The sequence below is a fragment of the Calyptranema fuscum S582 genome (assembly GCF_055793305.1).
Window position 1 is genome coordinate 212,499 of the sequence record NZ_JBSLYH010000002.1, and the last position, 22,883, is coordinate 235,381.

20 protein-coding genes are annotated in these 22,883 nt (G+C 49.2%); 12 read left to right on the top strand and 8 right to left on the bottom strand.

Annotated features, from left to right (window positions below; translation table 11 throughout):
- Positions 1 to 403 precede the first annotated feature (403 nt).
- A complete protein-coding gene (locus ACR6Z4_RS02430; protein ID WP_479715724.1) occupies positions 404 to 874 on the top strand; it encodes a GAF domain-containing protein in 471 nt (156 codons plus the stop codon).
- A gap of 61 nt (positions 875 to 935) precedes the next feature.
- The gene (locus ACR6Z4_RS02435) at positions 936 to 1,691 is read left to right on the top strand and encodes a sucrose-phosphate phosphatase (RefSeq protein ID WP_479715617.1); all 756 of its coding nucleotides are present in this window, start codon (positions 936 to 938) and stop codon (positions 1,689 to 1,691) included.
- Here the strand turns inward: ACR6Z4_RS02435 and ACR6Z4_RS02440 are convergent.
- Entirely contained in the window at positions 1,634 to 2,389 is a 756-nt protein-coding gene (locus tag ACR6Z4_RS02440; RefSeq protein ID WP_479715618.1) for a glutamine amidotransferase-related protein, read from the bottom strand. The two genes, ACR6Z4_RS02435 and ACR6Z4_RS02440, sit on opposite strands and share 58 nt — an antisense overlap.
- 209 nt (positions 2,390 to 2,598) lie before the next feature.
- Between ACR6Z4_RS02440 and ACR6Z4_RS02445 the strand changes: the two genes are divergently transcribed.
- From ACR6Z4_RS02445 to ACR6Z4_RS02455, 3 genes are all read left to right on the top strand, one after another.
- Entirely contained in the window at positions 2,599 to 3,069 is a 471-nt protein-coding gene (locus ACR6Z4_RS02445) for a hypothetical protein (RefSeq protein WP_479715619.1), read from the top strand.
- Positions 3,070 to 3,487: 418 nt separating this feature from the next.
- The gene (locus ACR6Z4_RS02450) at positions 3,488 to 3,778 is read left to right on the top strand and encodes a hypothetical protein (RefSeq protein ID WP_479715620.1); all 291 of its coding nucleotides are present in this window, start codon (positions 3,488 to 3,490) and stop codon (positions 3,776 to 3,778) included.
- Between the two features lie 312 nt (positions 3,779 to 4,090).
- On the top strand, positions 4,091 to 6,280 hold the full coding sequence (locus tag ACR6Z4_RS02455) for a pentapeptide repeat-containing protein (protein WP_479715621.1): 2,190 nt from the start codon (positions 4,091 to 4,093) through the stop codon (positions 6,278 to 6,280).
- Positions 6,281 to 6,318: 38 nt separating this feature from the next.
- Here ACR6Z4_RS02455 and rdgB read toward each other — a convergent pair whose 3' ends face one another.
- The 5 genes from rdgB to ACR6Z4_RS02480 all read right to left on the bottom strand — a co-directional run bounded on the left by rdgB (position 6,319) and on the right by ACR6Z4_RS02480 (position 14,146).
- Positions 6,319 to 6,906: an RdgB/HAM1 family non-canonical purine NTP pyrophosphatase gene (gene rdgB / locus ACR6Z4_RS02460; RefSeq protein ID WP_479715622.1), complete on the bottom strand. Its 588-nt coding sequence runs from the start codon at positions 6,904 to 6,906 to the stop codon at positions 6,319 to 6,321.
- Between the two features lie 27 nt (positions 6,907 to 6,933).
- Entirely contained in the window at positions 6,934 to 7,809 is an 876-nt protein-coding gene (locus tag ACR6Z4_RS02465) for a lysophospholipase (protein ID WP_479715623.1), read from the bottom strand.
- Positions 7,810 to 8,132: 323 nt separating this feature from the next.
- Positions 8,133 to 9,806: an alpha/beta hydrolase gene (locus ACR6Z4_RS02470; RefSeq protein ID WP_479715624.1), complete on the bottom strand. Its 1,674-nt coding sequence runs from the start codon at positions 9,804 to 9,806 to the stop codon at positions 8,133 to 8,135.
- Positions 9,807 to 10,242: 436 nt separating this feature from the next.
- Positions 10,243 to 11,991: a hypothetical protein gene (locus ACR6Z4_RS02475; protein ID WP_479715625.1), complete on the bottom strand. Its 1,749-nt coding sequence runs from the start codon at positions 11,989 to 11,991 to the stop codon at positions 10,243 to 10,245.
- A 139-nt stretch (positions 11,992 to 12,130) separates the two neighbouring features.
- Positions 12,131 to 14,146, bottom strand: a complete 2,016-nt coding sequence (locus ACR6Z4_RS02480) for a protein kinase domain-containing protein (RefSeq protein ID WP_479715626.1) — start codon at positions 14,144 to 14,146, stop codon at positions 12,131 to 12,133.
- A 208-nt stretch (positions 14,147 to 14,354) separates the two neighbouring features.
- On the opposite strand from ACR6Z4_RS02480, the gene ACR6Z4_RS02485 reads away from it, so the two are divergent.
- Positions 14,355 to 15,692 (top strand): 16S rRNA (cytosine(967)-C(5))-methyltransferase, encoded by a 1,338-nt coding sequence (locus ACR6Z4_RS02485; protein ID WP_479715627.1) that lies wholly within the window; start codon positions 14,355 to 14,357, stop codon positions 15,690 to 15,692.
- Positions 15,693 to 15,781: 89 nt separating this feature from the next.
- Here the strand turns inward: ACR6Z4_RS02485 and psb35 are convergent, their stop codons facing one another.
- The gene (gene psb35 / locus ACR6Z4_RS02490) at positions 15,782 to 15,973 is read right to left on the bottom strand and encodes a photosystem II assembly protein Psb35 (protein ID WP_479715628.1); all 192 of its coding nucleotides are present in this window, start codon (positions 15,971 to 15,973) and stop codon (positions 15,782 to 15,784) included.
- 244 nt (positions 15,974 to 16,217) lie between these two features.
- Between psb35 and ACR6Z4_RS02495 the strand changes: the two genes are divergently transcribed.
- The 3 genes from ACR6Z4_RS02495 (at position 16,218) to ACR6Z4_RS02505 (ending at position 18,236) form a co-directional block, all read left to right on the top strand.
- Entirely contained in the window at positions 16,218 to 16,922 is a 705-nt protein-coding gene (locus ACR6Z4_RS02495; protein WP_479715629.1) for an N-acetylmannosamine-6-phosphate 2-epimerase, read from the top strand.
- Between the two features lie 168 nt (positions 16,923 to 17,090).
- Positions 17,091 to 17,657, top strand: coding sequence for a hypothetical protein (locus tag ACR6Z4_RS02500; RefSeq protein WP_479715630.1), 567 nt, complete (start codon positions 17,091 to 17,093; stop codon positions 17,655 to 17,657).
- A 177-nt stretch (positions 17,658 to 17,834) separates the two neighbouring features.
- Positions 17,835 to 18,236 (top strand): DUF2358 domain-containing protein, encoded by a 402-nt coding sequence (locus ACR6Z4_RS02505; RefSeq protein ID WP_479715631.1) that lies wholly within the window; start codon positions 17,835 to 17,837, stop codon positions 18,234 to 18,236.
- 158 nt (positions 18,237 to 18,394) lie between these two features.
- On the opposite strand, the gene ACR6Z4_RS02510 is transcribed toward ACR6Z4_RS02505, so the two are convergent.
- A complete protein-coding gene (locus tag ACR6Z4_RS02510) occupies positions 18,395 to 19,930 on the bottom strand; it encodes a phytoene desaturase family protein (RefSeq protein WP_479715632.1) in 1,536 nt (511 codons plus the stop codon).
- A 254-nt stretch (positions 19,931 to 20,184) separates the two neighbouring features.
- On the opposite strand from ACR6Z4_RS02510, the gene ACR6Z4_RS02515 reads away from it, so the two are divergent.
- From ACR6Z4_RS02515 to ACR6Z4_RS02525, 3 genes are all read left to right on the top strand, one after another.
- Positions 20,185 to 20,760 (top strand): antibiotic biosynthesis monooxygenase, encoded by a 576-nt coding sequence (locus ACR6Z4_RS02515; RefSeq protein ID WP_479715633.1) that lies wholly within the window; start codon positions 20,185 to 20,187, stop codon positions 20,758 to 20,760.
- Positions 20,761 to 20,940: 180 nt separating this feature from the next.
- Positions 20,941 to 21,198: a GlsB/YeaQ/YmgE family stress response membrane protein gene (locus ACR6Z4_RS02520; protein ID WP_479715634.1), complete on the top strand. Its 258-nt coding sequence runs from the start codon at positions 20,941 to 20,943 to the stop codon at positions 21,196 to 21,198.
- 703 nt (positions 21,199 to 21,901) lie between these two features.
- The gene (locus ACR6Z4_RS02525) at positions 21,902 to 22,594 is read left to right on the top strand and encodes a rhomboid family intramembrane serine protease (RefSeq protein ID WP_479715635.1); all 693 of its coding nucleotides are present in this window, start codon (positions 21,902 to 21,904) and stop codon (positions 22,592 to 22,594) included.
- The last annotated feature ends 289 nt before the right edge of the window (positions 22,595 to 22,883 follow it).

Genomic DNA, 22,883 nt, shown 5'->3' on the forward strand with positions numbered 1-22,883 from the left:
TTCGTAGTACACCATTGCACATGGCTGTAACCGTTTTGTCAGGATCACAAATTCGATAAAATCCAGACGTTTATGTTGGCAAGCGCGGCGTCGCCGCGCTTGCCAACATAAACGTCGGTTTTATTCAATCACAATCCTGAAGGACTGAATGGACTGTAACCCTCTCTTAGGAATGGTAATTAAATAACGTCGATGATTTGTTGTAGGGGCGAACAGCCGTTCGCCCCTACAAACGATTCAATAGGCGATCTGATTTAATCCACGATCCTTGGGACTGTGTCCCAAATTCTCTGTTGGAAGACTCGTTACGTTAGATGCGATCGCGTGTGAACCTGTGGAAGATAACAATTATTTCAATTCGTCATCATTATCATTCAATACCGATAGTAAGCTACACCATGTAATGGCACGGCTTGCCAACAACCTTGAGCGAGATCATCTGGTTCAACGGTTGCTAAATACGTTGCGATCGCAGCTGGCGGTCGATCGCCTGGTGTTGTATTACTTTTACTATCCCTGGAAAGGGCAAGTCACGTTTGAGGCATTGAGTGATGACCGCTTTTCGATCTTTAGCTCCATGGGGCCAGACGATTGTTTTAACGCAGACTATGCTGAACTGTACCGCTTAGGGCGGTATCGAGCCATTGCCGATATTGAAACAGAACCCATCCATCCGTGCCATCGCGATTTTCTCCGGAGTTTGCAAGTACAAGCCAATTTAGTGGTTCCGATATTGACTCAGCATGGGTTATGGGGGTTGCTTGTTGCCCATAGTTGCCACTCAACCAGGGTATGGACAGATGCCGATATTCAGGCGATGCAAGAAAACGCTGTGATCCTGGCGACTGCACCTTCAATCCGGGGTGGGATTTAATTAATCTGGCTTCACGCTATTAAACTTGTAGACGTTGCTCAGCTGAAAACAGAGGTATAGGGTGGCACAGTTTTTATTCGTGACAGATCTGGATAACACACTGGTTGGCGATGATGCCGCAATGAAACGACTCAACCAACGGTTAGACCAGCATCGGCAAACCTATGGAACAAAAATTGTCTATGCAACTGGGCGATCGCTCACCCTCTATCAAGAATTGCAAGACGAAAAGTCGTTACTCAACCCCGATATCTTAGTCACCTCGGTGGGTACTGAAATTTATCAGGGTGCTGACCGACAACTCGATCAGACCTGGGCAAAAATTTTGAATCAGGACTGGGATCGCGATCGCATTTGGGCGATCGCCGGACACTTTGCCGACCTTGTGCCCCAACCCGATAGCGAACAGGGTGCCTTTAAAGTCAGCTACTATCTATCGGAAACGGTTGCTACCGACCTGTTGCCCGATCTGGACGCCAAATTACAAGCCGCAAGTCTAGCCACCTCGTTGATTTACAGTGGCGGTCAAGACCTCGACATCTTGCCCTACCGTGCTAACAAAGGCAGCGCTGTTGCCTTTTTGCGCCAACAGTTGCAGATCAGCCCTGAGCGAACCGTGACCTGTGGCGATTCGGGGAACGACCTGGCATTCTTTGTTGCCGACGAAAACCGAGGAATTATCGTCGGCAATGCCCGTCCTGAATTGCTGCAATGGCACCATGCCAACCCATCAAACAACCGCTATCTTGCCCAATCTACCTATGCCGCAGGCATCTTAGAAGGTTTAGAATACTTTGGCTTATTGGCAGCGGCATGAGCCATTCCAGCGGTCAGCCAATGGCTGAGAAATGCTTCTAACCACTGGTCTACCTGTGCGGCATAGTGCGCATGACCTTGCCAGTGCCGTTCCAACGACTGTGCCCCCGGTAAGTCCAGTTGTTCGGCGGCTTTACTCGTCCATTTATCAATCAAGGTGTGGGTAATTTCGGGATGAAACTGCACCCCATAGGCGGCTTTGCCATAGCGAAAGGCTTGATTCGAAAACGTTTCACCCTCGGCTAGCAACACCGCATCCGAGGGCAGCTCAAACCCTTCCTTGTGCCAGTGGTAAACATGCAGAGGGTGCGTACCAAAATACGCCTCACCGTCAGCAGTGGGGACGATAGGGTAATAGCCAATTTCCCGCAGCCCTTGAGGATGGGGAGACACCGTCGCCCCCAAAACTTTCGCCAGCATCTGTGCCCCCAAACAAACTCCCAGGAAGGGTTTGCCTGATTCCAAGACGACCGGAATCCACTCTAACTCTGTGCGAATAAACGGTAAGGTATCGCCATCATTGGCACTCATCGGACCTCCAAAAATTACCACAGCATCATGGTTTGCCATGGTGGGCGGCAGTTCATCCTGGGCACTGAGGCAACGAATATCTAACTCATAGCCCTGTTCACGTAGTTTTTGACCCATCAAACCCGGATCAGAATCGGGTTGATGAACGATTAAAAGTGCTTTCTTCACGAGTCTGTCAGTTAACGGGTGTGTAAAATCAGCAGGCGTCTTCTTCAATTGTGAATGATTGTGAATAAATGTTGGTAAGAAAGACTGCACTATTCTCGATAAATACTGCTAAACTACTACGCTGTCAGCGTTGGCTAGTTCTCTTGTCTCCGCGTCATTGATCGATCCCGCGCTAAAATCATTGGCAGTACAAATGTATTTTCAGATTTATGGTTCAGTATACTCTTGCTCAAAGCCCCGAAATCATTTTGACCGTCCCCGGTAAAGATTCTGCCAAAGCTCGTGAAAAAGCGATGGATCAGTTACTTGAACTCATGGAATCGGGTGAATTACCCACCGATTTATCAGAGGGATTTGGTTCCCATCAATTTATTGAAGTAAAGGAGCAACCGCTCGTGAATATTGACGAAGAAGATGCTGTAACTCAGGCGGTTCAGCTCCTGAGCAACCTAGCCAACTTGAAACTGAAAGTGCAAGCATCCCGGACAGAAGCCATGAAAGTGCGGGCGCAGATCGATTCTTTGTTTACCGATGAGGTGGTCGATGAAGACGAGATCAACGCTCTCAAAGAAGGCTTTAAAGCGCTGAAAACCTTTGCACAAGCCAATTTACGCTATCGTGAAGCTCGTGCCCAGGCAGAAGAAGCCCGGACTGTTTTAGATCGGGCATTAAAGCAGTAGGTTAGATGGCGGCAACGCCGCATCATCTATTCCTGAGAGATAGTTTTGCTTGTGAATCTTTTGGGTTTGACACGCAAAACTATCCTGCATCAAATCTGAATCAAGCAGCGCTCAACCCCTGGCTGAGTCAGCGTTTCCTGATGATTTTGCGAGATTTTAAATTCGTTTGCACTTGATTGCGATCGCATTTTTCTAGCACAGAATCCGGGTAGGTTAAAAATAAGGCAAGATCTAGGCGTGGAGGCACCTGTAAGCGTCTGTTGGTGCCCTCCTAGATCTCATCCGAACCCAAGCTAAACTGGCTGGTTTTGGGTATGAATTTGAATGTGAAACCTTCGGTTTCACATTCAAATTCATACCAGAATTCAGCAAGACCCACAATCTAACCTATCGTCCAGTGACCCTGACGGAGGGTGATATGGTTTACAACCCAACCCAACCGGATATTGAAATCATCACAGCCCGAAACGAACGCGAACGCGAATTAACCCTGGAAAAGCGATCGCTTCAGAACCGAATTGCTGAAATCGACCAAACCTTAGACGAATTACACTATCATCCGCATCCTTCGTATTATGGGTTGCCATCCCCTGATCCATCCTCTACGGCAGCAACCGCACCCGGTAAATTTGATGAATTCATGCAATCTGCCTTTGCGATCGCCATTGGCTTAGGGGCAATACTCAGCATTGCCCTGATGATTTTGTAACCATTATCGGCTTCTCAAAGCCCCTCTCCCGCTCTGGGAGAGGGGTTTGGGGTGAGGGCATATCTGTCCTATCAAGCAGTCAAGTCCTGACTTTCGTAGTGCCTATGCTTAGCACTACCCGATCGCACCCAAGTTATGTTACACCTGTAGGGAAATTTACGGATTGTATGGCAGCTTGTAAGAATAAGTTGATCATCTAAACGAGTGCAACGGTTGGAACAAGAGGCTTAAGCCCCTTGCCTGAATGATTGCAACGGTTGGAACAAGAGGCTTAAGCCCCTTGCCTACGAGATCCTTGACCCCCGAATGCCGATGAAAGCTGCCGAGATTATCAACCGTTATGCCCAGGGAGACCGCGATTTTCGGGGCGAAAATTTGCGCGGATGTAACTTTAAGGGGCAAAACCTGAGCGGGGCAGATTTTAGTGGGACAGATATCCGGGGAGCCAATTTTGCCCGGGCAATCTTAACAAAAACAAACTTTAGCTGCACCCAAGCCGGACTGCAAAAACGCTGGGTAGCGGGTCAACTGCTCTTGATCTCTCTGATTGCAGTGCTGACAGGATTTCTTCAAGGTTACTCTGGCTATTGGCTCGCCTATTACTTCCCACGTCCTTGGGCTTTTAACTATAGTGAAATCTGGTTAATTTCAGATAGTACTGTAACAGGCGTTTATTTTACCGTGATCTTCACGGCATCAGTTGCAATTCTCCGGTATGGCTTCACTGCTAGAACAGCTGGACTGATTGTAGTCACAGACATAATTGTAAGCGCAATAGTAGTTACGATTGCAATCACAGGTATAGGCTCAATTTCAGGTGCAGGTGTAGCTGTGCTTGCGCTCGCAGGAGGAGGTGCAGTTGCAGTCGCAGGTATAATCGTAGGCTCGATAGTAGGTGCAATCACACTTATAGACGTAGATAAAACTATAATCGCAGTTGTAATTGAAGTTGGAGTCGCATTAATAGGCGCAATTGTATTAACAGATATAAGTCCCGTTTCCGTTTCCGTTTCTGTTTCGGTCGCACTCGCACTCACGGTCGCACTTGTAGTTCTGTCGTTTATTTTAGGTATTTATTCGGCGCAACGAGCCTTCGGGGGCGATCCCAATTTTTTTGTGATCCGAAATTTTGGGCTGGCATTGGGAGCGCTAGGCGGTACCCGTTTCTATCAAGCGGATCTGACTGATGCAGATTTTAGTAAAGCCCGGTTAAAAAGTACAAATTTTCGCCATGCCACTTTGCATCGGGTCTGCTGGAAAGGGGCAGAGCAGCTTAACCGTGCCCGCATGGGTGAGTCGATTTTGGCAGAGTTGCCCATCCAAGATCTGTTGGTGTCTTTGAATGGCTATGGCAAAGAGTTTCAGAATGCCAATTTGCGGGGAGCCAATTTGGTGGGTGTCAATCTGGAAAAAGCCAATCTCAAGGGAGCCAATCTGAATGAGGCAACGTTACGGGATGCCAACCTTAAGGATGCTAACTTCACCGAAGCGTTGTGTCTGGAGACGGATTTTACTGGGGCATACCTGACGGGTGCTTGTCTTCAGGGCTGGAATATAGATTCCACAACCAAATTCGATCGGGTGGATTGTCAGTATGTGTTTTTACTAGAGAAACCCAATGCTTACGGCAGTCGCGATAGACGACCTCATGACCCCGATAAAGTGTTTCAACCGGGCGATTTTGAGAAGCTGTATCGCAAAATTATCAAAACCGTGGAGTTGTTGTTACGCAATGGCGTCAATCCCGAAGCGTTTCAAGCCGCGTTTCAAAAACTCATGGAAGAAAACCCAGAGATTACGCCAGAGTCGATTCAGGCAATCGAAAAAGTGGGTAATGATGTCAAGCTAACGATCGCCGTTCCTGAAACTGCCGACAAGGGCAACATCGAACGCACCTGGGACACAGAATATACTGCTGTGATACGAGAAGCTGAGAAAAATCGTGCATTGCTGGACGCAGCAAATTCTCATAAGGAAGAGCTTCGAGAACTGGCAACAACGGCAATCAATAATTTAGGCAATATTCTATCGAATTTGACTGTTAGTGCAACTGCTACGGCAGAGGGTAAGGCTATGACCAACAGTTTTGATTCCAGTCGCAAAATTCAGATTGGCGATGTAGGTGGTGATTTTACGGCTACTGGATCACTCAACTTGGGCGACATCAGCGGCAGGGTGACGAATACAATCCAGCAACTCTCCGATGCCCCTAGCGGCGAAATTGGCATCAAGGAATTACTGACCCAACTGCAAGCCATTTTAGAAACTGCTGATCCGGCATTGCTATCGGCAGACGACAAAACCGATGCACTGGAGCAAGTCAAGCTGTTGGCAGAAGCGGCACAAGCCCCAGAACCGGAGAAGACAACTGTGGGGGCAAAGGCAATACGATTTTTACGCCGCATTGTCGATGCAGTACCCACAGCAGTGCCGATGGCAACCGTCTTGGTGACCGAGTTTCATAAATTGTTGGGGGCGATCGCACCGCTGTTAGGGCTGTGAAACCTCAGGCATCGCCCGCGCTACAAAAAATCGCACCTTTATTTAATTTCTGCGGTTAACAGGGTTTTTAAGGGGGGTAGTAATGCTTCAAAGGCTCGACCGCGATGGCTGATGGCGTGTTTCGTGGCAGCAGGCATTTCAGCAAAGGTCATCTGACACTCTGGGACATAAAAGACCGGGTCATAGCCAAACCCACCGTCGCCCTGGGGTGCATACAAAATTTCTCCCCGGCAGATTCCTTCTGTTTCTAAGGCAATCGAACCATCGGGACGTGCGATCGCCACAGCACAGACAAATTTAGCCTGACGGTTGGGGTTATCACCCAGTTCCGTTAACAATCGCCGAATCCGATCGGGTGTATCTTTGCCATAGCGAGCAGAATAAAGCCCTGGTGCGCCATCCAGCGCATCAACCATCAACCCCGAATCATCGGCGATCGCCCATTCACCTAGCGCTTTGGCAACTTCGGAGGCTTTCAGACAGGCATTTTCTAGAAAGTTTGCACCTGTTTCTTCGACCTCGATGTCATCGGGCTTTAAGGCTAATTCACACGGCAAATCGGTCAGATACGCTTGCATCTCTTGGACTTTACCGGGGTTACTGGTGGCAACAATCAGTCGGGGCATAGGGATGAAAAAAATAAGCGGTACGGGTCACAATTTTAGCGGATCGCTGAGATTACAAAGACTCACTTCTCCTTTGACATGGCGATCTAACCAGTTAGCAATATCATGAATCACCTGCGGTGTATACGGGTCAATGTGTAGATCATGACAGCCGCCCGGATAGTTGCGATATTCTCGATCGACCGCTGCAACGTGTTCAAACAGGCGATCGCTATTCTCCGGTAGCGCCACAATATCATCACTGCCATGGAGCGTCAAAATCGGGGTTTGCACCTGAGAAAGCTGAGATTGCACGGATTGAGCTGTTTTCAGAAACTCGGTTGCCAAGCGTGCCGTGCCTTTGGTATGCCGTAGCGGGTCGTTATTGTAGAGCGTCACGATAGTAGGGTCGTGGGAACAGGCATTGCGGGGAATGCCCGTATCCAGGGTAAAACGAGGAAAGATGCGAGAGAGCAACTGCCCAATGATTAGGCGAATGGGAGGAACTCCTGCTGGCTTGAGCACGGGAGCCATAGTAATAATGCCTGCCAGCGTATTGGGATAGTGCAACACATAGTCAAGCAAAATAATGGCACCCAGGCTATGCCCTAGCGCAAAACAGGGGCAGTGAGGATGCTGGTCAACAATGAGCTGTCTGAAGCGATCGAAATCCTGGCGAAATTCATCCCAGCGATTGATATACCCCCGTTGACCGGGCGATCGCCCATGTCCGCGCAGATCGATCGCATAGACGGCATAACCCAGTGGCACAAGCGCAGCTGCAATCGATTGAAATAACTGACTATGGCTTCCCAACCCATGCACAATTGCCAGGGTCGCTTTGGGTTGCATGTCAGGATGCCAGTTTTGATAATACAGCGCTAACCCATCTGCGCCCATCATCGTGCCTTCAGTATGTGGCATAAACCCAGTCTCCAAATCGGTTGATATGGCTAAGGATCGTAGATTTAATAAAACCGAAGATTTATTTTTGTCAGCGCGGCTCCGCTGCGCTGACAAAAATAGACGTCCGGGTTTTAATGAATTTGTGATCCTAAACAGCTAGTAGACCCAATGAAACGTTTGACAACGGGGTGCAGGGGTTCCACCCCTGCGTGGGGGCTGCGCCCCCACACCCCATGGTGCAAAATTTAGTGTTCGCAACACCAGGGCGAGTTTTAAAACTCGCTAAGAAGGTTGTTTTTTCGTGCGCTTCGCACACGAAAAAACAACTTTTAAAACAGATCCTAGGAGTGAATAGATGAATCAATCGCCTGGGCAATTAGGGAGGTTTCCAGGCGTTGCAGGTTTTCTCGGAGGTGTGGGCTAGAGGCTTGACTGAGCAACCAGAGATCATAAGGGCTACGGCTAATAGATGCCGCATAGGCGGCACTTAGAGGAGGAATCGATCGATCGGGAACGGTGAGATGCTGGTTAAAAAATACCAGGCTGAGGCTGTTGATGTAATTCTCAAAAGGTGCATTTTCAGGTGATGAAGAACGATGGGGCGACAGTTTGATCTGCAAATTCAGGTTATTGACCAAGCGTTGCAAGTCTTGAATGTGGGTTTTTCCTTTCATTAATGCTAAATAGTGCTGTGGTGCTTTAAGCCACTGAAAAATGCGGATTTGTTCCAGGGCAAGGGGAGCAGCCGTATCCTGGCTGCCAGCGATTAATAAGGTAGGAATCTGAATTTTTTCAATCCCTTCTGCTCCAAAGACTTCACTTCCCAGCGAATCTAGCACTAAAATTGCCTGAATGCGATCGTCTTGCAAGTTATAGAGCTGTCGTGGTAATTCCAATACCTGACATTGGAGTAACAGCGAGATATTAGGGTCGTCGGCAACGGGGCTGCACGCCCGTTCTAGTTTTTCAAAATGAATATCTGCTCCTGCCAGCGCAAAGGCGGTATAGGCTCCAAAGGAAAACCCCATCAGACCCACTGCGTTGAGGTTGAGTTTTCCGGCAAAGTCTGTTTCATTGCACCGTTCAAGTTGGTTGAGCAGGTAGCTGATATCGCGGGGGCGATCGATGAATTCCGTTAGCTTAAACACTTCTGAAGAATGACCTGCCAGCATATTGCGCACTTGCTCGACATCACTGCCGCAATGGCGAGGAATTGCCACAAAATATCCATGCGACGCGAGATGTTTGCCATAAGCAATCAGATCTTCCGGAGAAGACGCTAAGCCATGAGACTGGATAACGACAGGAATCTTGCCATCGGGCAACGGCGACGGGGCGTAGCACAGAACATCTAACTCGGGTTGAGCAGTGGGTTTCGTCGTCTGCTCAGCAAGATAGGGAGGGAGGACCAGTAAATACTGTTTCACCTCCCAGGTTCCGGGCTGTCGGGCATCCACCGAATAAGCCGTTGTCAACGGTGCGGCATGGGCTTCGGCGATCGCCAGTTCACGAATCACATCAACGGTGGCATCGGCAGTCTGCAACAACAGTTCCACCCGCTTTGCCGTGAACAGAAGTTGATCGATATTGACTTGAATCGTATTGGGCGATCGCCGCAAAATACTGAGCAAAGACAAGCCTTCGGGATCGTTTGCCATCTGCAACAGCAAATCTTTGAGGAGGTGGTGTTTGTTGGGCGCACCGGGCAAATGAAAAAATCGCTCAAACCAGGTGAGTAAGGTTTGACCTAAGGCGGTGTGAAAAAACCGATGAAGTTGAGCAGGGTTTAACTCCATGCGGGTGCCCAAAATGCGCCGACATTTGGCACGGTGGGCAGCATCCGCATCTCCCAGGTAAACATCGCACGCTTTGTTGGCAACAAAGGGCAACTTTTGTGCTTCGAGTAACCCTTTGGTGCGATGAAAAAGCTGTAACGACAACGACTTGAGATATTTGAGGGTTGTTTTTTTGGCTGGCAATGGGGCAGGAGCAGGAGAAGATTCAAAAGAATCCATAGGACACCTCAGCAGACGAGCAATGTGCGTGTCGTCCGTTCCTCTCCTATTTCCAAGATGCCTTAAGCCAGTGCCTTTTGATACAGATAGTAATGATTAGTAATAAGCCCCCTATCCTGAATCATTCGCCGCGCTGTATCTCTCGTTCGGGCATTGCACACATTGATACCAATTTAATTAGCGATCGCACCAGATCCCGTAGGGGCGCATCGCGATGCGCCCTCACAGAAGATTGATATGCCGTACAGTCTGTTTAAATCGGTATGAGAATGATGCGGGAATGTGTCATGCGCAAATCACCCACCATAGGACCACGGCATTGCCGTGACCCTACGAAAATCATTCATTAATCAGGTGTTGAGAGCCGCGCTCCGCGCGGCTCTCAACACCCACAATCGATTCAGGTGTGAGGCATTATCTCCCTGTGGGGATCATCCTACTGTTGCGGTTGATCGGGGGCTGACAAAATACACTGAGCATCCAAAACACTGAGTTTGCGGGTTTTCAGGACAGCGCATGGTTCAATTAGGCTGGGTAAAACGGGGGTAATGCCCTGGGACAGTTGACGGTTGACCCGCCGCACAAGGGGCTGAAATTGTTGTAACCAGCGGGTGACGTTGATTTGTCCGCCATCGCCCTGGGCACGGGTCGAGGTGCTGAAGTCGCGATCGAGCAGCCAAAAATCAATGCCGTATTGACGAATGAAGGTTTTCACGTCGCTCAGGTTGGGGCTATAGCTGGCGTTGATCAGGTCGAGGGTGCGTTGCCGAATTTGGTTGTAGTAGCCCAGGTTGTAGGGAATGCTGTATTCTCGTGCAGTCAAAACCGATCGCTGGGAAAACGCGGGAATGCGATCGGCTTCGGGGGAAATGGCGGCGATCAAACTATCTTTGGGTTGCTGGGCAAAAAATCGGTAGACATTGGCTGAGGTGCCAATGATAAAGGAGGAGTTGGGAAAGTGGTAGAGATGAGGGGAGCCAATCAGAACGATGACCATAACGGCAGTTGTGGCGATCGCCAAGCCGGGGCGAAATTGGGCAGAGGCGGTTTGAATCCAGCGGAAGATAGCATCGAGAATGACTAAGCCTGCGATCGCTCCGGCAAACGCAGAGACAATCTGCCAGCTGCTTTGAGCATAGCGGCTGGGCAAGTAGAGCTTAAATAGCAAGACATGGGCAGCAAAAAACAGAAAGGCAGAGACGATGCCCAATTGCAACAAAATACCAACGTTTTTGACCCGATTGACCAGTGGAAAGAGTCCGGGAAAACGCAAGATGATCGGTAACAAGGGCACGCCTGCCATCCCTAAAGGCATCACCCAGGCAAGCGCCCCAGTGCGCCCACCGCCAATCCAAAATTTCCACCAATCGTCTACAAAAAATTCGTTGCGCCCATTTTCGCCAAACTCGCGCATGGTTTTGGCTTGTGCCAGCGTCACCACAGGATCGTACTGAGAAATCTCCAGCGCATAGGGCAGCATCACCAGAAAGGCAACCCCTAACCCAGTGCCACAAAAAATATAGTCCTGGCGATCGCTCGATAATCGCAAGCCTGACTGCCATTTCACCAGCCGCAGGATCAACACGCCACAGATAATGAAAACAAATTGCGGATAGATTAATCCCGCCAGAGCAATCGTGATCAGACAGGGAAGCAGCGATCGCCGCAACAGGTAATAGAGAAATGCCATGAAAATCGGGTAGACAAAGGCTCTAGCTGTACCCGAACCCAGGTCATCTTGCAGCCATAGGTTTTGATTCAGCATCAGGGCGGCAGCAAATCCCATGGTTGGAATTGGCAACAGCTGCATCCCCACACCAAAGCCATAGGCAGTCGTAATCAACGACAACATCATCGGCAGCAGCTTGTTAAACACCAGTGGACTGATGCCGATCCATGCCATCAAGCGATAGAGCGCCACATAGCCCGCTGGAGCCACCGATTGATAGTAGTCGGCGATCAGGTCATTGGGAAACAAATCGGGGTCTAAAAACCGCATCATCCAAAACACATGCTGGCGGGCATCATCTTGAATGACAAACTCGCCACTAAAGGCAGTATGCAATTCAATCGAGCCATAAATTGCGGTGAACACCAGGCTGAGGATGAGCCAGAAGCGGGTCTGACGAGTCGGGATAGAGTCGGTAGGCGGTAGCCAAAATTGATGCAACTGTTTATTCAACATGCGATCGCCAGTCAGGAAGTCAGAGAAATCAGCTAATAGCTCATTATCACCCTGGTACTACCTCACAACGAGATGTTTTTGTGCGTGAAACCTTCGGTTTCACGCACAAAAACATGGAGTTCCATAAGCCACGCTAAAATTATCGCCCCAGTTGTTGTCTGGCTCGGTCTCTGAGTTGCCGTGCGGCTGTATTGTTGGGTTGAAGTTGCAAGGCTTTGTCGAGAGCGGCGATCGCCTCATCAACTCGCTTGAGATTCCATAGCGTTTGCCCTCTAGCTGCCCAGGCATCGGCAGAGTTGTTCAGCGCAATGCTCTTATTCAGCGCATCGAGTGCCTCGTTGGCACGTCCCAGTTCTTGCAATGCCACGCCCCGTTGCACCCAGGCTTCGGCAAAATCAGGTTTATATTGAATGGCACGTTCGTAAAGCTCCAGGGCTTCTTGCCAGAGCTTTTGTTGCCCATAGGCATTGGCTTTGCCATAGACGGCCTGGGCATAGCGCGAGTCGTAGCTCAGCGCATTATCACAGGCAGCAATTGCTTCGTCGGGACGCTGTAACCCATTGAGACTATCGCAACGCCCCCAGTAAGCCTGGACATAATCTGGCTTCAGGGCGATCGCCTGGTCATAGAGCTTCAGTGCTTCGGTATATTTCTTGGTCAGCCGCAATTGGTCAGCTTGCCGCACGATCGCGATCGCCGCCTGATCTTCACTATAATTTAATGTCTCTGAGGCTAAGGTTTCTGAAACATTCAACCCTCGATTGGCTAAGCCCACCTGCGACTGTTTAATCCGAGATACCCCATAAAAAGCCCCAATTGCCATCACCGATGCAATTCCGGCAGCAATCAAGGTGCTATTGATACCCAGACGCACCCATTCAGATCGATTTTTCGGCAACCTGACCAGCGGCGTCTTCTCCAACCAGTCCTTCGGAATGTAGATAGGAGGCGTTTTGAGCAGACTGGGTTTGGGGGGAACAGGCGGCTCCGTCAGCACTGGATAGGGGGTAGTTTGGCGAACCGCTTTCACCAGCTTCCCCTGGGCAAGGGCAGACATAGACAGCATTTCAGTCGGTGCATTCAGCAATGCGTCCAGTTCAGTCGCATCGGTTGCGGTGGTGTCTACATCGGGTAAGGTAAAGTCGGACGGAGTCGTCTGAAAAATAACATTTTTTAGCCCTTCATCGGACGCTGCATTCGATGCAATGTACGCCCCTGCATGTGACCCAATATCGGTCGGGTCATCGGCAATATCCTCTGCGGTTGTGTAGGTTGGTTGCCAGGGCAGCACCGGGTCGATCAACCAGGTAGAGAGGTGGTTCAGTGCTTCTAACGCTTCAATCGCGCTGGGGTAGCGATCGCGAAAATCATATCGCACCATGCGATCGATCACTTTGAGCAAGTCGCGACTGACATGCGATGCCAGATGATGCCATTCAATTTCGCCATCCACATCATCGCGCAGATGCCGGGGGTTGTAGCCCGTCAAAGCCTGAATCCCCATCATGCCTACCGCGTAGACATCGCTGCTAAAGCGAGGTTTGCCAGCAACCTGCTCGTTGGGCATGTAGCCATGAGTGCCAATAGAAATCGTCAGGTTAGACAATCCTGTTTCAGGATCGATGGTCGGTGCGCCAACCTGTTTCACCGCGCCAAAATCGATCATCACGATCCGGCGATCGCGTTTGCGGCGCATCAGGTTAGACGGCTTCAAATCCCGATGGATGACCTGTTGCTGATGGACAAACACAAGCACCTGCAAAATATCTTGCAACAGGGCGATCGCCCGTCCTTGAGTCCAGGGTTTGCCCTTAATCAATTCTTTCGCCAGCGACTCACCTTCAATGAATTCTTGAGCTAAGTAAAATTCCTGGTTTTCTTCAAAATGCGCCAGCAAGCGGGGAATCTGGTCGTGAATCCCCAGTTTGTAAAGCGCCTGAGCTTCGGTATTAAAACACCGCCGCGCCATTTGCAGCGAATTGGCATCATTGGTTCGGGGTTTCAGTTGCTTGACAACACAGCGTGGATCACCAGGCAGGTGAATATCTTCTGCCAAAAACGTCTGCCCAAATCCACCTTCTCCCAGTTGGCAGATAATCTTGTATCGTCCGCCAATGGGTGGGTTTGAATTAACCTGAGGAAATGAACGACTCATGTTACATTGACTGAAGTTGAAGTTAGGCAAGTGTAAGCTGCTGGCGTCTTTCATGGATCTGAGTCAAGGATTTAACTGACCCTCCGTACCTACCTGCATAAACCCACGTATGATTTCAATATCTATTCTCATTGAATCTCAGACTGCTGCAAGTGTGTTATCTTCGCAGATTCTTCACGTTCAAGCAAACCTTCGTTAGTATACGCTGTTGTTACATAATCCGCGCCAGTTGGCATTTTTAGCGTTGCAATCGGTTCAGCGGGGCGCATTTGCAGATGTCGCTCTAGACAAAGCTTTAAACAAATGGCAAGGGGATGAACGCGATCGCCGTTTAATTACGGAACTAGTATACGGTAGCATTCGCCGACAAAGAACCTTAGATACCCTGATTACACAGTTCGCTAAACGTACATCGGCTCAGCAACCTACGGATCTACGGCTGATTTTGCAGTTAGGATTGTATCAACTCCGTTACCTCAGCCATATTCCGGCATCGGCAGCGGTGAATACGACGGTTGAATTGGCGAAACAAAATGGATTTACCGGATTAGCAGGGTTTGTCAATGGTTTAATGCGGCAGTATGGGCGTGCAGCCGAAATGGGCGATCCATTACACTTGCCCGATGCACCTGTCGAACGCTTAGCCATTCAACAAAGTTATCCCGATTGGATTGTGCAAGTTTGGGTAGACCAGTGGGGTGAGGACGAAACTGGGCGATTGTGCGAATGGTTAAATCGCCCACCCCATATTGATTTACGGATTAATCCGCTGAAAACGGAACTTGATCAGGTCGAAGCGGCGATGCAGGCGCAGGGAATTTTAGTGCAACGTCTGCCGTTGTTGCCGCAAGCCCTGCGGTTAGTCGAAAATGTCGGTGCTATCTGGAAGCTCCCCGGTTTTGAGGAAGGCTGGTGGACGGTACAAGATAGCAGCTCTCAACTCGTCAGCCATGTTCTCGATCCCCAGGCCGGTGAGGTAATTATTGATGCCTGTGCGGCACCGGGTGGCAAAACGACTCATATGACGGAGCTAATGGGCGATCGCGGCACGATTTGGGCGTGCGATCGCAATCCGACCCGCTTAAAAAAACTCCAGCAAAATGTTGAGCGATTACAACTGGCATCCGTACAAATCTGTACCGAAGATAGCCGCAGCGTCAGCCAATTTACGGAGCAGGCAGACCGTGTCTTACTCGATGCGCCGTGTTCGGGGTTGGGCACTCTGCATCGTCATGCGGATGCTCGCTGGCGGCAGTCTCCGGAACGGGTTCAAGAGTTGGCTCAACTGCAACAGGAATTGATCGAGCAAGCCATGACCTGGGTCAAACCGGGAGGGATTTTGGTCTATTCCACCTGCACCCTACATCCACTGGAAAATGAGGCGATCGCCCAGGGCTTTTTAGAACGACACCCCAACTGGCACCTTGACCCTCCTGATCCAGATCGTTTTGCTCCCCTAACTACGGCACAGGGATGGCTAAAAGTTTTGCCTCACCATCAGGATATGGATGGATTTTTTATCGCTCGATTTCGCAGAAACAGTTGAACACACGATCCTAAGGAGTAAGGCGTGAGTGCCCCGCTCCGCGCGGCACTCACGCCTCATTCCTTAAACGATAAAACCTCCACGGGTTTCTAATCTTCTTTAGGAGACTCGACCTTTGGCACGATCGTGGGGCGCTCTTTATCTTCCCAACCGGGCGGGCGTTTGGAGTTGTACCAGGCGATCGAACCAATCGTAACCGCTGCAATAAACCCTACAACATACACCAATGTAAAAGCGGTAGGAAAATCGCCGACAACAGCAAACTCTAGACTAGGCATCATTTCGAGCACTCCTCGGGCGTAGGGTAACTGTCCAAATTGTAAACTTGATTCTTAAGAAAAGTATCTTTTTCTCATTCTACGCCTCTCAGTGCCCAAAGATTTGGTTCCGCCCACATTCTATAGTTCTAAGCAATCTAGTTAGGACATTAGGGGGGTGGGGGCGGTGCCCCCACGCAGGGGTTTCACCCCTGCACCCCGTCCTAACCCGCTATATAATCGATCGCAAAAATAACAGGATGCCTGTATGTCTACAACTCTGCCCGATTCTATTCAAGCCATTCAGCAGGGACTGGTGGTTTCCTGTCAAGCACCTGTGGACTCCCCGCTACATGACCCTATGGTGATTGCGGCGATCGCCCATGCAGCGGTGAATCGGGGAGCTGTGGGAGTACGAATTGATACGCCTGCCCATGTGGAAGCAGTACGGCAACAGGTGTCTGTGCCAATCATTGGCTTGTGGAAACAGCAACTGCCGGGATACGACGTATATATCACACCGCAGTTTCATCATGCCAAGGCGATCGCCCAGGTCGGAGCCGATATTATTGCGATTGATGCAACTCAGCGCGATCGCCCCAATGATGAAACCGTTGCCTCTTTAATTCGCCAGATTCATCATGAGTTGGCGTTGCCTGTTATGGCAGATGTCGATACATTGGCAGCGGCGATCGCCGCCGTAGAAGCGGGGGCAGATCTGGTAGGCACCACTCTCTATGGCTATACCGACGCGACGCGACAGCAGACTCCACCAGGGTTTGACCTGCTGGCACAACTGGTTGAGCAACTGACGGTTCCTGTCATTTGTGAAGGGGGCATCGCGTCTCCGCAGATGGCAGAGCAGGCACTCAACTTAGGTGCCTATGCGGTGGTCGTGGGAACGGCTATTACGGGCATTGATGCCCTGGTATCGAGCTATCAAGCCGTATTTCAACCCACTGCAATTGAGTAAGCCATCGTTATTTTTGTGAGAGCCGCGCTCCGCGCGGCTCTCACGCCAAATTTTATAGCTGAATTGAGTCAGCAATGCCGTCTGACTGAAATCCACCCATCGAATCGACGTCCATTACGATAGAGGAGGGGCGCTATGTTCCCCATGATGTCTCACTCCTTATCTACCATGACGCCTGAGGAAATTTCAACGACGCTGAGAGATATATTTGGGGATGCGGTTCAAGTCGCTGAACCAAACTCCTGGCAAATCGAAGCAGAAAACTTTCGCCTGCTGATCTTGTTATCTGAAGATCAGTCCTGGTTGCGATCGCTGATTACGATTGCCCCAATCCAGCAAGCTCAACCGTATTTAGAACAGCTATTAGAAGCAAATTTTGATGACACCCAAGAAGCTCGCTATGCTTTATATCAAAATGTGTTGTGGGCTGTATTTCAACATAGTCGCATCAGCTTGACAACCGAAGACTTTCAAGCGGCGATCGCACGGCTGATTGCCCTTCATAGCAAAGGCTTATCGGACAGTTTTGACAAACTGGCTGAAACGCAAATTCGCATGATTGTTCGGGCAGCTAAACAGCAAGGGCAATCTCTGGAAACTACCTTGCAAAATATAGAACGCTTCTATCAAGAAGGCGTCATGGGCGACATTGACCAGAAAGCGCCTGAACGAAATCAGGTAGTTGGGGCGTGGCGATATCAACTGGAACGCTTGTGGAATGAAGAGGAAGGATAAATTGGTTGTGATATGAAAGCTCTGCTTTCATATCACAACGTATACTCTCTATTGCTGTGGTAGTGGTATTCATATGATAATTTTTTGTGGCGCGGGCGTCGCCCGCGCCATAAAAAATTATTACTTTTTTAGGATTATCCCGTCGCTATATCAATGATTGAAAATTTGAAGCTAACTATGAGTATTCTGGATATTTTAAGAGCAGATTACGATCGCTTTCCTAAAGATCAAACCTATAGCATTTATGCCACAGATGTTTACTTCAAAGACCCGATGAATGAGTTTCGGGGGTGCGATCGCTATCAAAAAATGATTCATTTTATTGATACCTGGTTTCTCAATCCCCACATGCAGGTGCATGATATGCAACAACAGGGCAATCACATCCGCACCGATTGGACACTCAGCTGGAACACACCTCTTCCCTGGCAACCTCGTATTCATATTCCGGGCTGGAGTGAAATGACTCTGAATGATGCAGGGCAAATCATCACTCATCTTGATTTTTGGCACTGCACCAAACTGGACGTGATCAAGCAACATATCCCTGGCAGAAAACCATCATCGGAACCTGATTGACTGACAAACGTTCTGATGTAGATTGGTGTTGAATAGCGTGAAACCCAATATTCACAATGATTTTGATGGGTTACGCTAACGCTAACCCATCCGACGACAAGACTACGTCCTGATAGGTCAGATAGCTTCGACGTAAAATCTATCAAAATCAGCAAATGTTAATGGGACTTACGTGCTGATTGCAATACATCCAATAGCTGCATTACTTGCTTGGGTGACACCAGCGTATTCGCGCAGAGAATTCCAGAGGCTGCCACGGCAGGTACCCCAATTCCGGGAAGGGTGCTATCACCAACCCGATATAAGCCTGCAATCGGTGTTTGGGTGTTGGGAAACATACCTTGTCCGGCAGCGATCGCCGGACCATAGGTACCTTGATAGCGGCGCAAATAATGGGCATGGGTCAAGGGGGTACCAATCAGTTCTAAAACAATGCGCGATCGAATATCTGGAATCACCCGTTCCAGGGCACGGAATAAAGGTTCTGCCCGTTCTCGCTTGCGGGTTTCATAGTCTTGATCTCGATGCCACCCGGCATAGGCTTCCAGAGTATACGCATGAATGCTGTGATGTCCAGGCGGTGCTAAATTAGCATCCCAAACCGATGGAATCGAAATCATGCACGTATTTCCTGGCACGGTAATATCTTGGTCGGCATCATGGACGACAACATGATGGCCCGTCAGTCCCTCTAACCCATCGGCACGAATCCCCAGATGCACATGCATAAAGCTATCGACTGCGGGGGTTTGCAGTGCCGTTTGGCGATAGCTTGAAGGTAAGTCGTCGGGTTGCAGCAGGTGGGTGTAAGTGTCCCAAATGGTCGCATTGGAAATGACAATAGGAGCTTTCAACACATCACCATTTCGCAACCGGACACCGATCGCTTTACCGTGCACTACTAAAATTTGCTCGACATGGGCATTGAGACGTAAGCTGCCCCCCCATTTTTTTAAGCCCCGGACGAGGGCTTGCACGATCGCATCACTGCCACCCATGGGATAATCAACGACGGAATGCGATCGCTCTCCCATCATAAATGCCATTTCTGGGGCAACAGTACCCTGTGCTTTTAAGCCAGACAACAAAAAACATTCCAGATCAATCAGCCGTCGAACCCACGGATCACTCACCTCCTGGTCGAGCAAGGTGCCGACTGACGCTTGAATCAACCCGAGTTGGGGTAAGAGTTTGAGCATGGCTAACGGATAGCGGCTCAGGATCAGGTGTAACGCTTGCCTATCCGATCGCAATGCCAGGGTTGGGATCTGGCGTAAGCCGTCATAGAGTTTGAGTAATCGCCGTTCTAGTCGTTCGAATTGTTGCGCACCCTGAGGAGTAAACTGGGCGATCGCCGCTCGATAGGCGTCAGCATTCCCATAAACCGGCAACATACCATCCGGGAAATGGTAGTGTCCTAGAGGATCATAGGCGATCGCTTTGACCTCTTCGCCTAATACGTTTAAGACTTGCTGCACAGGATTGAGAGACTGGCGATCGCTCAATCCACAGTAAAAAGAAGGTCCCGAATCAAACTGAAACCCCTTGCGCGAAAACCCATGAGCCGCACCACCAGGGATACTATGACTTTCGCAAACCACCACCGATTGCCCATAGCGTGCCAATAATGCGGCTGCTACTAACCCCCCAATGCCACTACCAATGGCGATCGCATCTACGTCTTGCTCAGTCATTGTTATCCCCGTTGCATGGTGTGAGGTTGGTAGTCCTAAAAAAGGAATGATTTTTTGTGGCGCGGGCGACGCCCGCGCCACAAAAAATCATTACATGAATACCACGACCTGTGAGGTTCTTAACGTTGTTTTCGAGTTTAGACTAAACCCAGGGTCTGTTTTAAAAGTTGTTTTTTCGTGCGCTTTGCGCACGAAAAAACAACCCTCTTAGCGAGTTTTAAAACATGCCCTGGAGTAGTTTGAGGTCACATACAATGTTAGATCCCTTGGCAATAGGTACAGAAGGCGCAAGCCATCAGGTCACGGCTATTATTTCTCATACTGTCCGACCGGGACGTGAGCAAGGATATGAGGAATGGTTGCATGGTATTGCGGCAGCTGCCCACCAATTTAAAGGTCACATCGGAGTCAATGTCATTCGTCCATTGGATCATACACATCCCGAATATGTAGCCATTCTCAAATTTGATCATTACAACAACCTCAAAACCTGGCTGGAATCGAGTGTGCGGCAAGACTGGATAGAACGGTTGCAGCCTTTGATTGAAAAGCCAGAAGCGATTCAAACCTTGACTGGTCTAGAAACCTGGTTCACCCTTCCCAGCAAGCCGATGAAAGCGCCACCGCCTCGCTACAAAATGGCGATCGTGACCTGGCTGGGAGTATTTTGTACGATATCACTGCTCAATCAGTGGCTGGTGCCCCTACTTGCAGGGTTACCTGCAGTACTCAGAACCTTGATGGTTACAGGACTTACGGTTGTCTTGCTGACCTACGTGATCATGCCCCGCCTCACACAACTCTTACGCAAATGGCTGTACCCCATCTGATAACGCCCATTTCCTCTCCGAATCTTGTCTCAATGGCGTGAACTACAAGGTGTTGTGAGAGAACCGTAATCTATCCGGGCGCAAAGCGCCATATAATCCTCCAACCGCTAGATGCGCACTTCTAAACCTGGGGCGTAAACTAATCGCATTCCTAATTACAGACGAGCATCTGGAGGAAAGATGGATCTCATCACCTGGCTGATTGTCGGTCTCATTGCAGGCATACTGTCTAGTGTCGTAGCAGGTGGCATTGGCTACGGCATTGTTGGAGACATCGTTGTGGGCATTGTGGGTTCTTTTGTTGGTAGCTGGCTCTTTACCCAGATGGGACTCGCCTCACCGTTTCCTGGACTGGCTGGCACAATCTTTGTCGCCTTTGTTGGAGCTGTTGTGTTATTGCTGATTCTGCATTTGATTCAACGGGGGCGTACTGCCTGAAGTCTGAAGCGATCGCCATGAAGTGCCGGGTACTTGGCTGAGATGATTAAAGCCATGCATCTTTGAAGCGCAAGACCTGAGACATATCAATCCTCATGCAAACCTTGCTCAGGTAGTGTTTGAAGTTGAGAGGATGCTGTTGGCTGAGACTTTCCTGTTTGCTACGTGAAGGATCTGATTCATTCGATCCAGCACGTCAGAGTATGAAACATGAATTAGCACGACTCGCTTACAGCCATTTTCAATTACTTGAGCCACAGATTTTTTGAGGTGTGCCGCGTGGAGCGCGGTACACCTCAAAAAATCTAAACATATGCAAGCGCGAAGCGCTGTAATACATGAACGAAGTTAAAGGTGATGGGTTGAAAGGCGACGCTTTTCAACCCATCACTTTTGCGTCTGATATATAACACGGTAGATGAATGCTGTATATCGCTTTTCAATGGCGTGAAGCACAAGGTATTGAGAGCCGCGCAGAGTGCGGCTCTCAATACCCATAATTTATCCAGGTGCGAAGCCCTGGATTATGAAGCTTTGAGAGAATTTGTTAAAACTGAGGTATAAATTTATTCAAGTCGTGTGTGTGTTACGGACTTTGATGGCGATCGCCTCGGCAGCGCGAGTGATTGGAAAAAAGGTGCATCGATACCGTTTTAGCCATGTTGATGGCAGTGCATAAACCTGAAGTTTCCCCCACAAACCTATGTCGTTTCTGAAAGATTTAGTCACACCCGACACCATTGACCTGACCGCTCAATCTAGAGCTTTACTCGAAGTCATCGCCTTTCTATGGATTGTTCACCTGATTAATTGGTGTATTTGTCGAGGAGGTTTGAATGTAGTCTTCGGCATTCGTCCCCGCGAATTTTTAGCATTACCCGGTATCGTAACTGCCCACTTTTTACATAGCGCAGACCCTGATGAGCAAGATCTTGAGGGCATGAATGCTCATTTAGTGGGCAATACGTTGGTTTTTGCCCCTTTAGCATTGTTAATTATCCTGAATGGCATCGACTTGTTTTATTTTGTTACCCTTGCCATTGCATTGATTTGTGGGCTGGGTACCTGGTTGTTTGGACGTGAAAGCACCTGTCATGTGGGATCAAGTGGTATAGTCTACGGTTATTTTGGCTTCATTTTGTTGTATAGCCTCTTATCAGGTAGCCTGCTGCGATTTATCTTGGCTATTGTCGTGGGGATCTTTTATCGCAGAATGATTGAGACGATTGCAGGTGTTGATATCAGAGGGTGGCTCGTATACATCCTTTTTGCTCCAGTTTATATCTTTATTCCGGTTACAATCCGCTCCAATACTTCGTGGGAAATGCACTTGTTCGGTTTGCTTGGGGGCGTGTTTATGGCGTATCTTGTCAGCTATGCCCAGGTCACGGCTTGAGGCGAAAGTCCAGCCTTTTTGTTTAAAAAGAATAACAGAGAGTTAGTTTCTCAAAATCCACTGATATATCTATAACCATCACGCAATCTGGCATTGCTTACAGCGTTTGCGCTTGAGTAAGCCATCGTTATTTTTGTGAGAACCGCGCTGCGCGTGGCTCTCACAAAAATAGCCTGGTTTTACGCAATTGAAAATCGCTGCAATAACGAGACAAATTTAAATGTGAAACCAAAGATTTCACGTTCAAATTTGTCTTCAAAATCAGCCATGCCCGACATCTCGTAGGGGG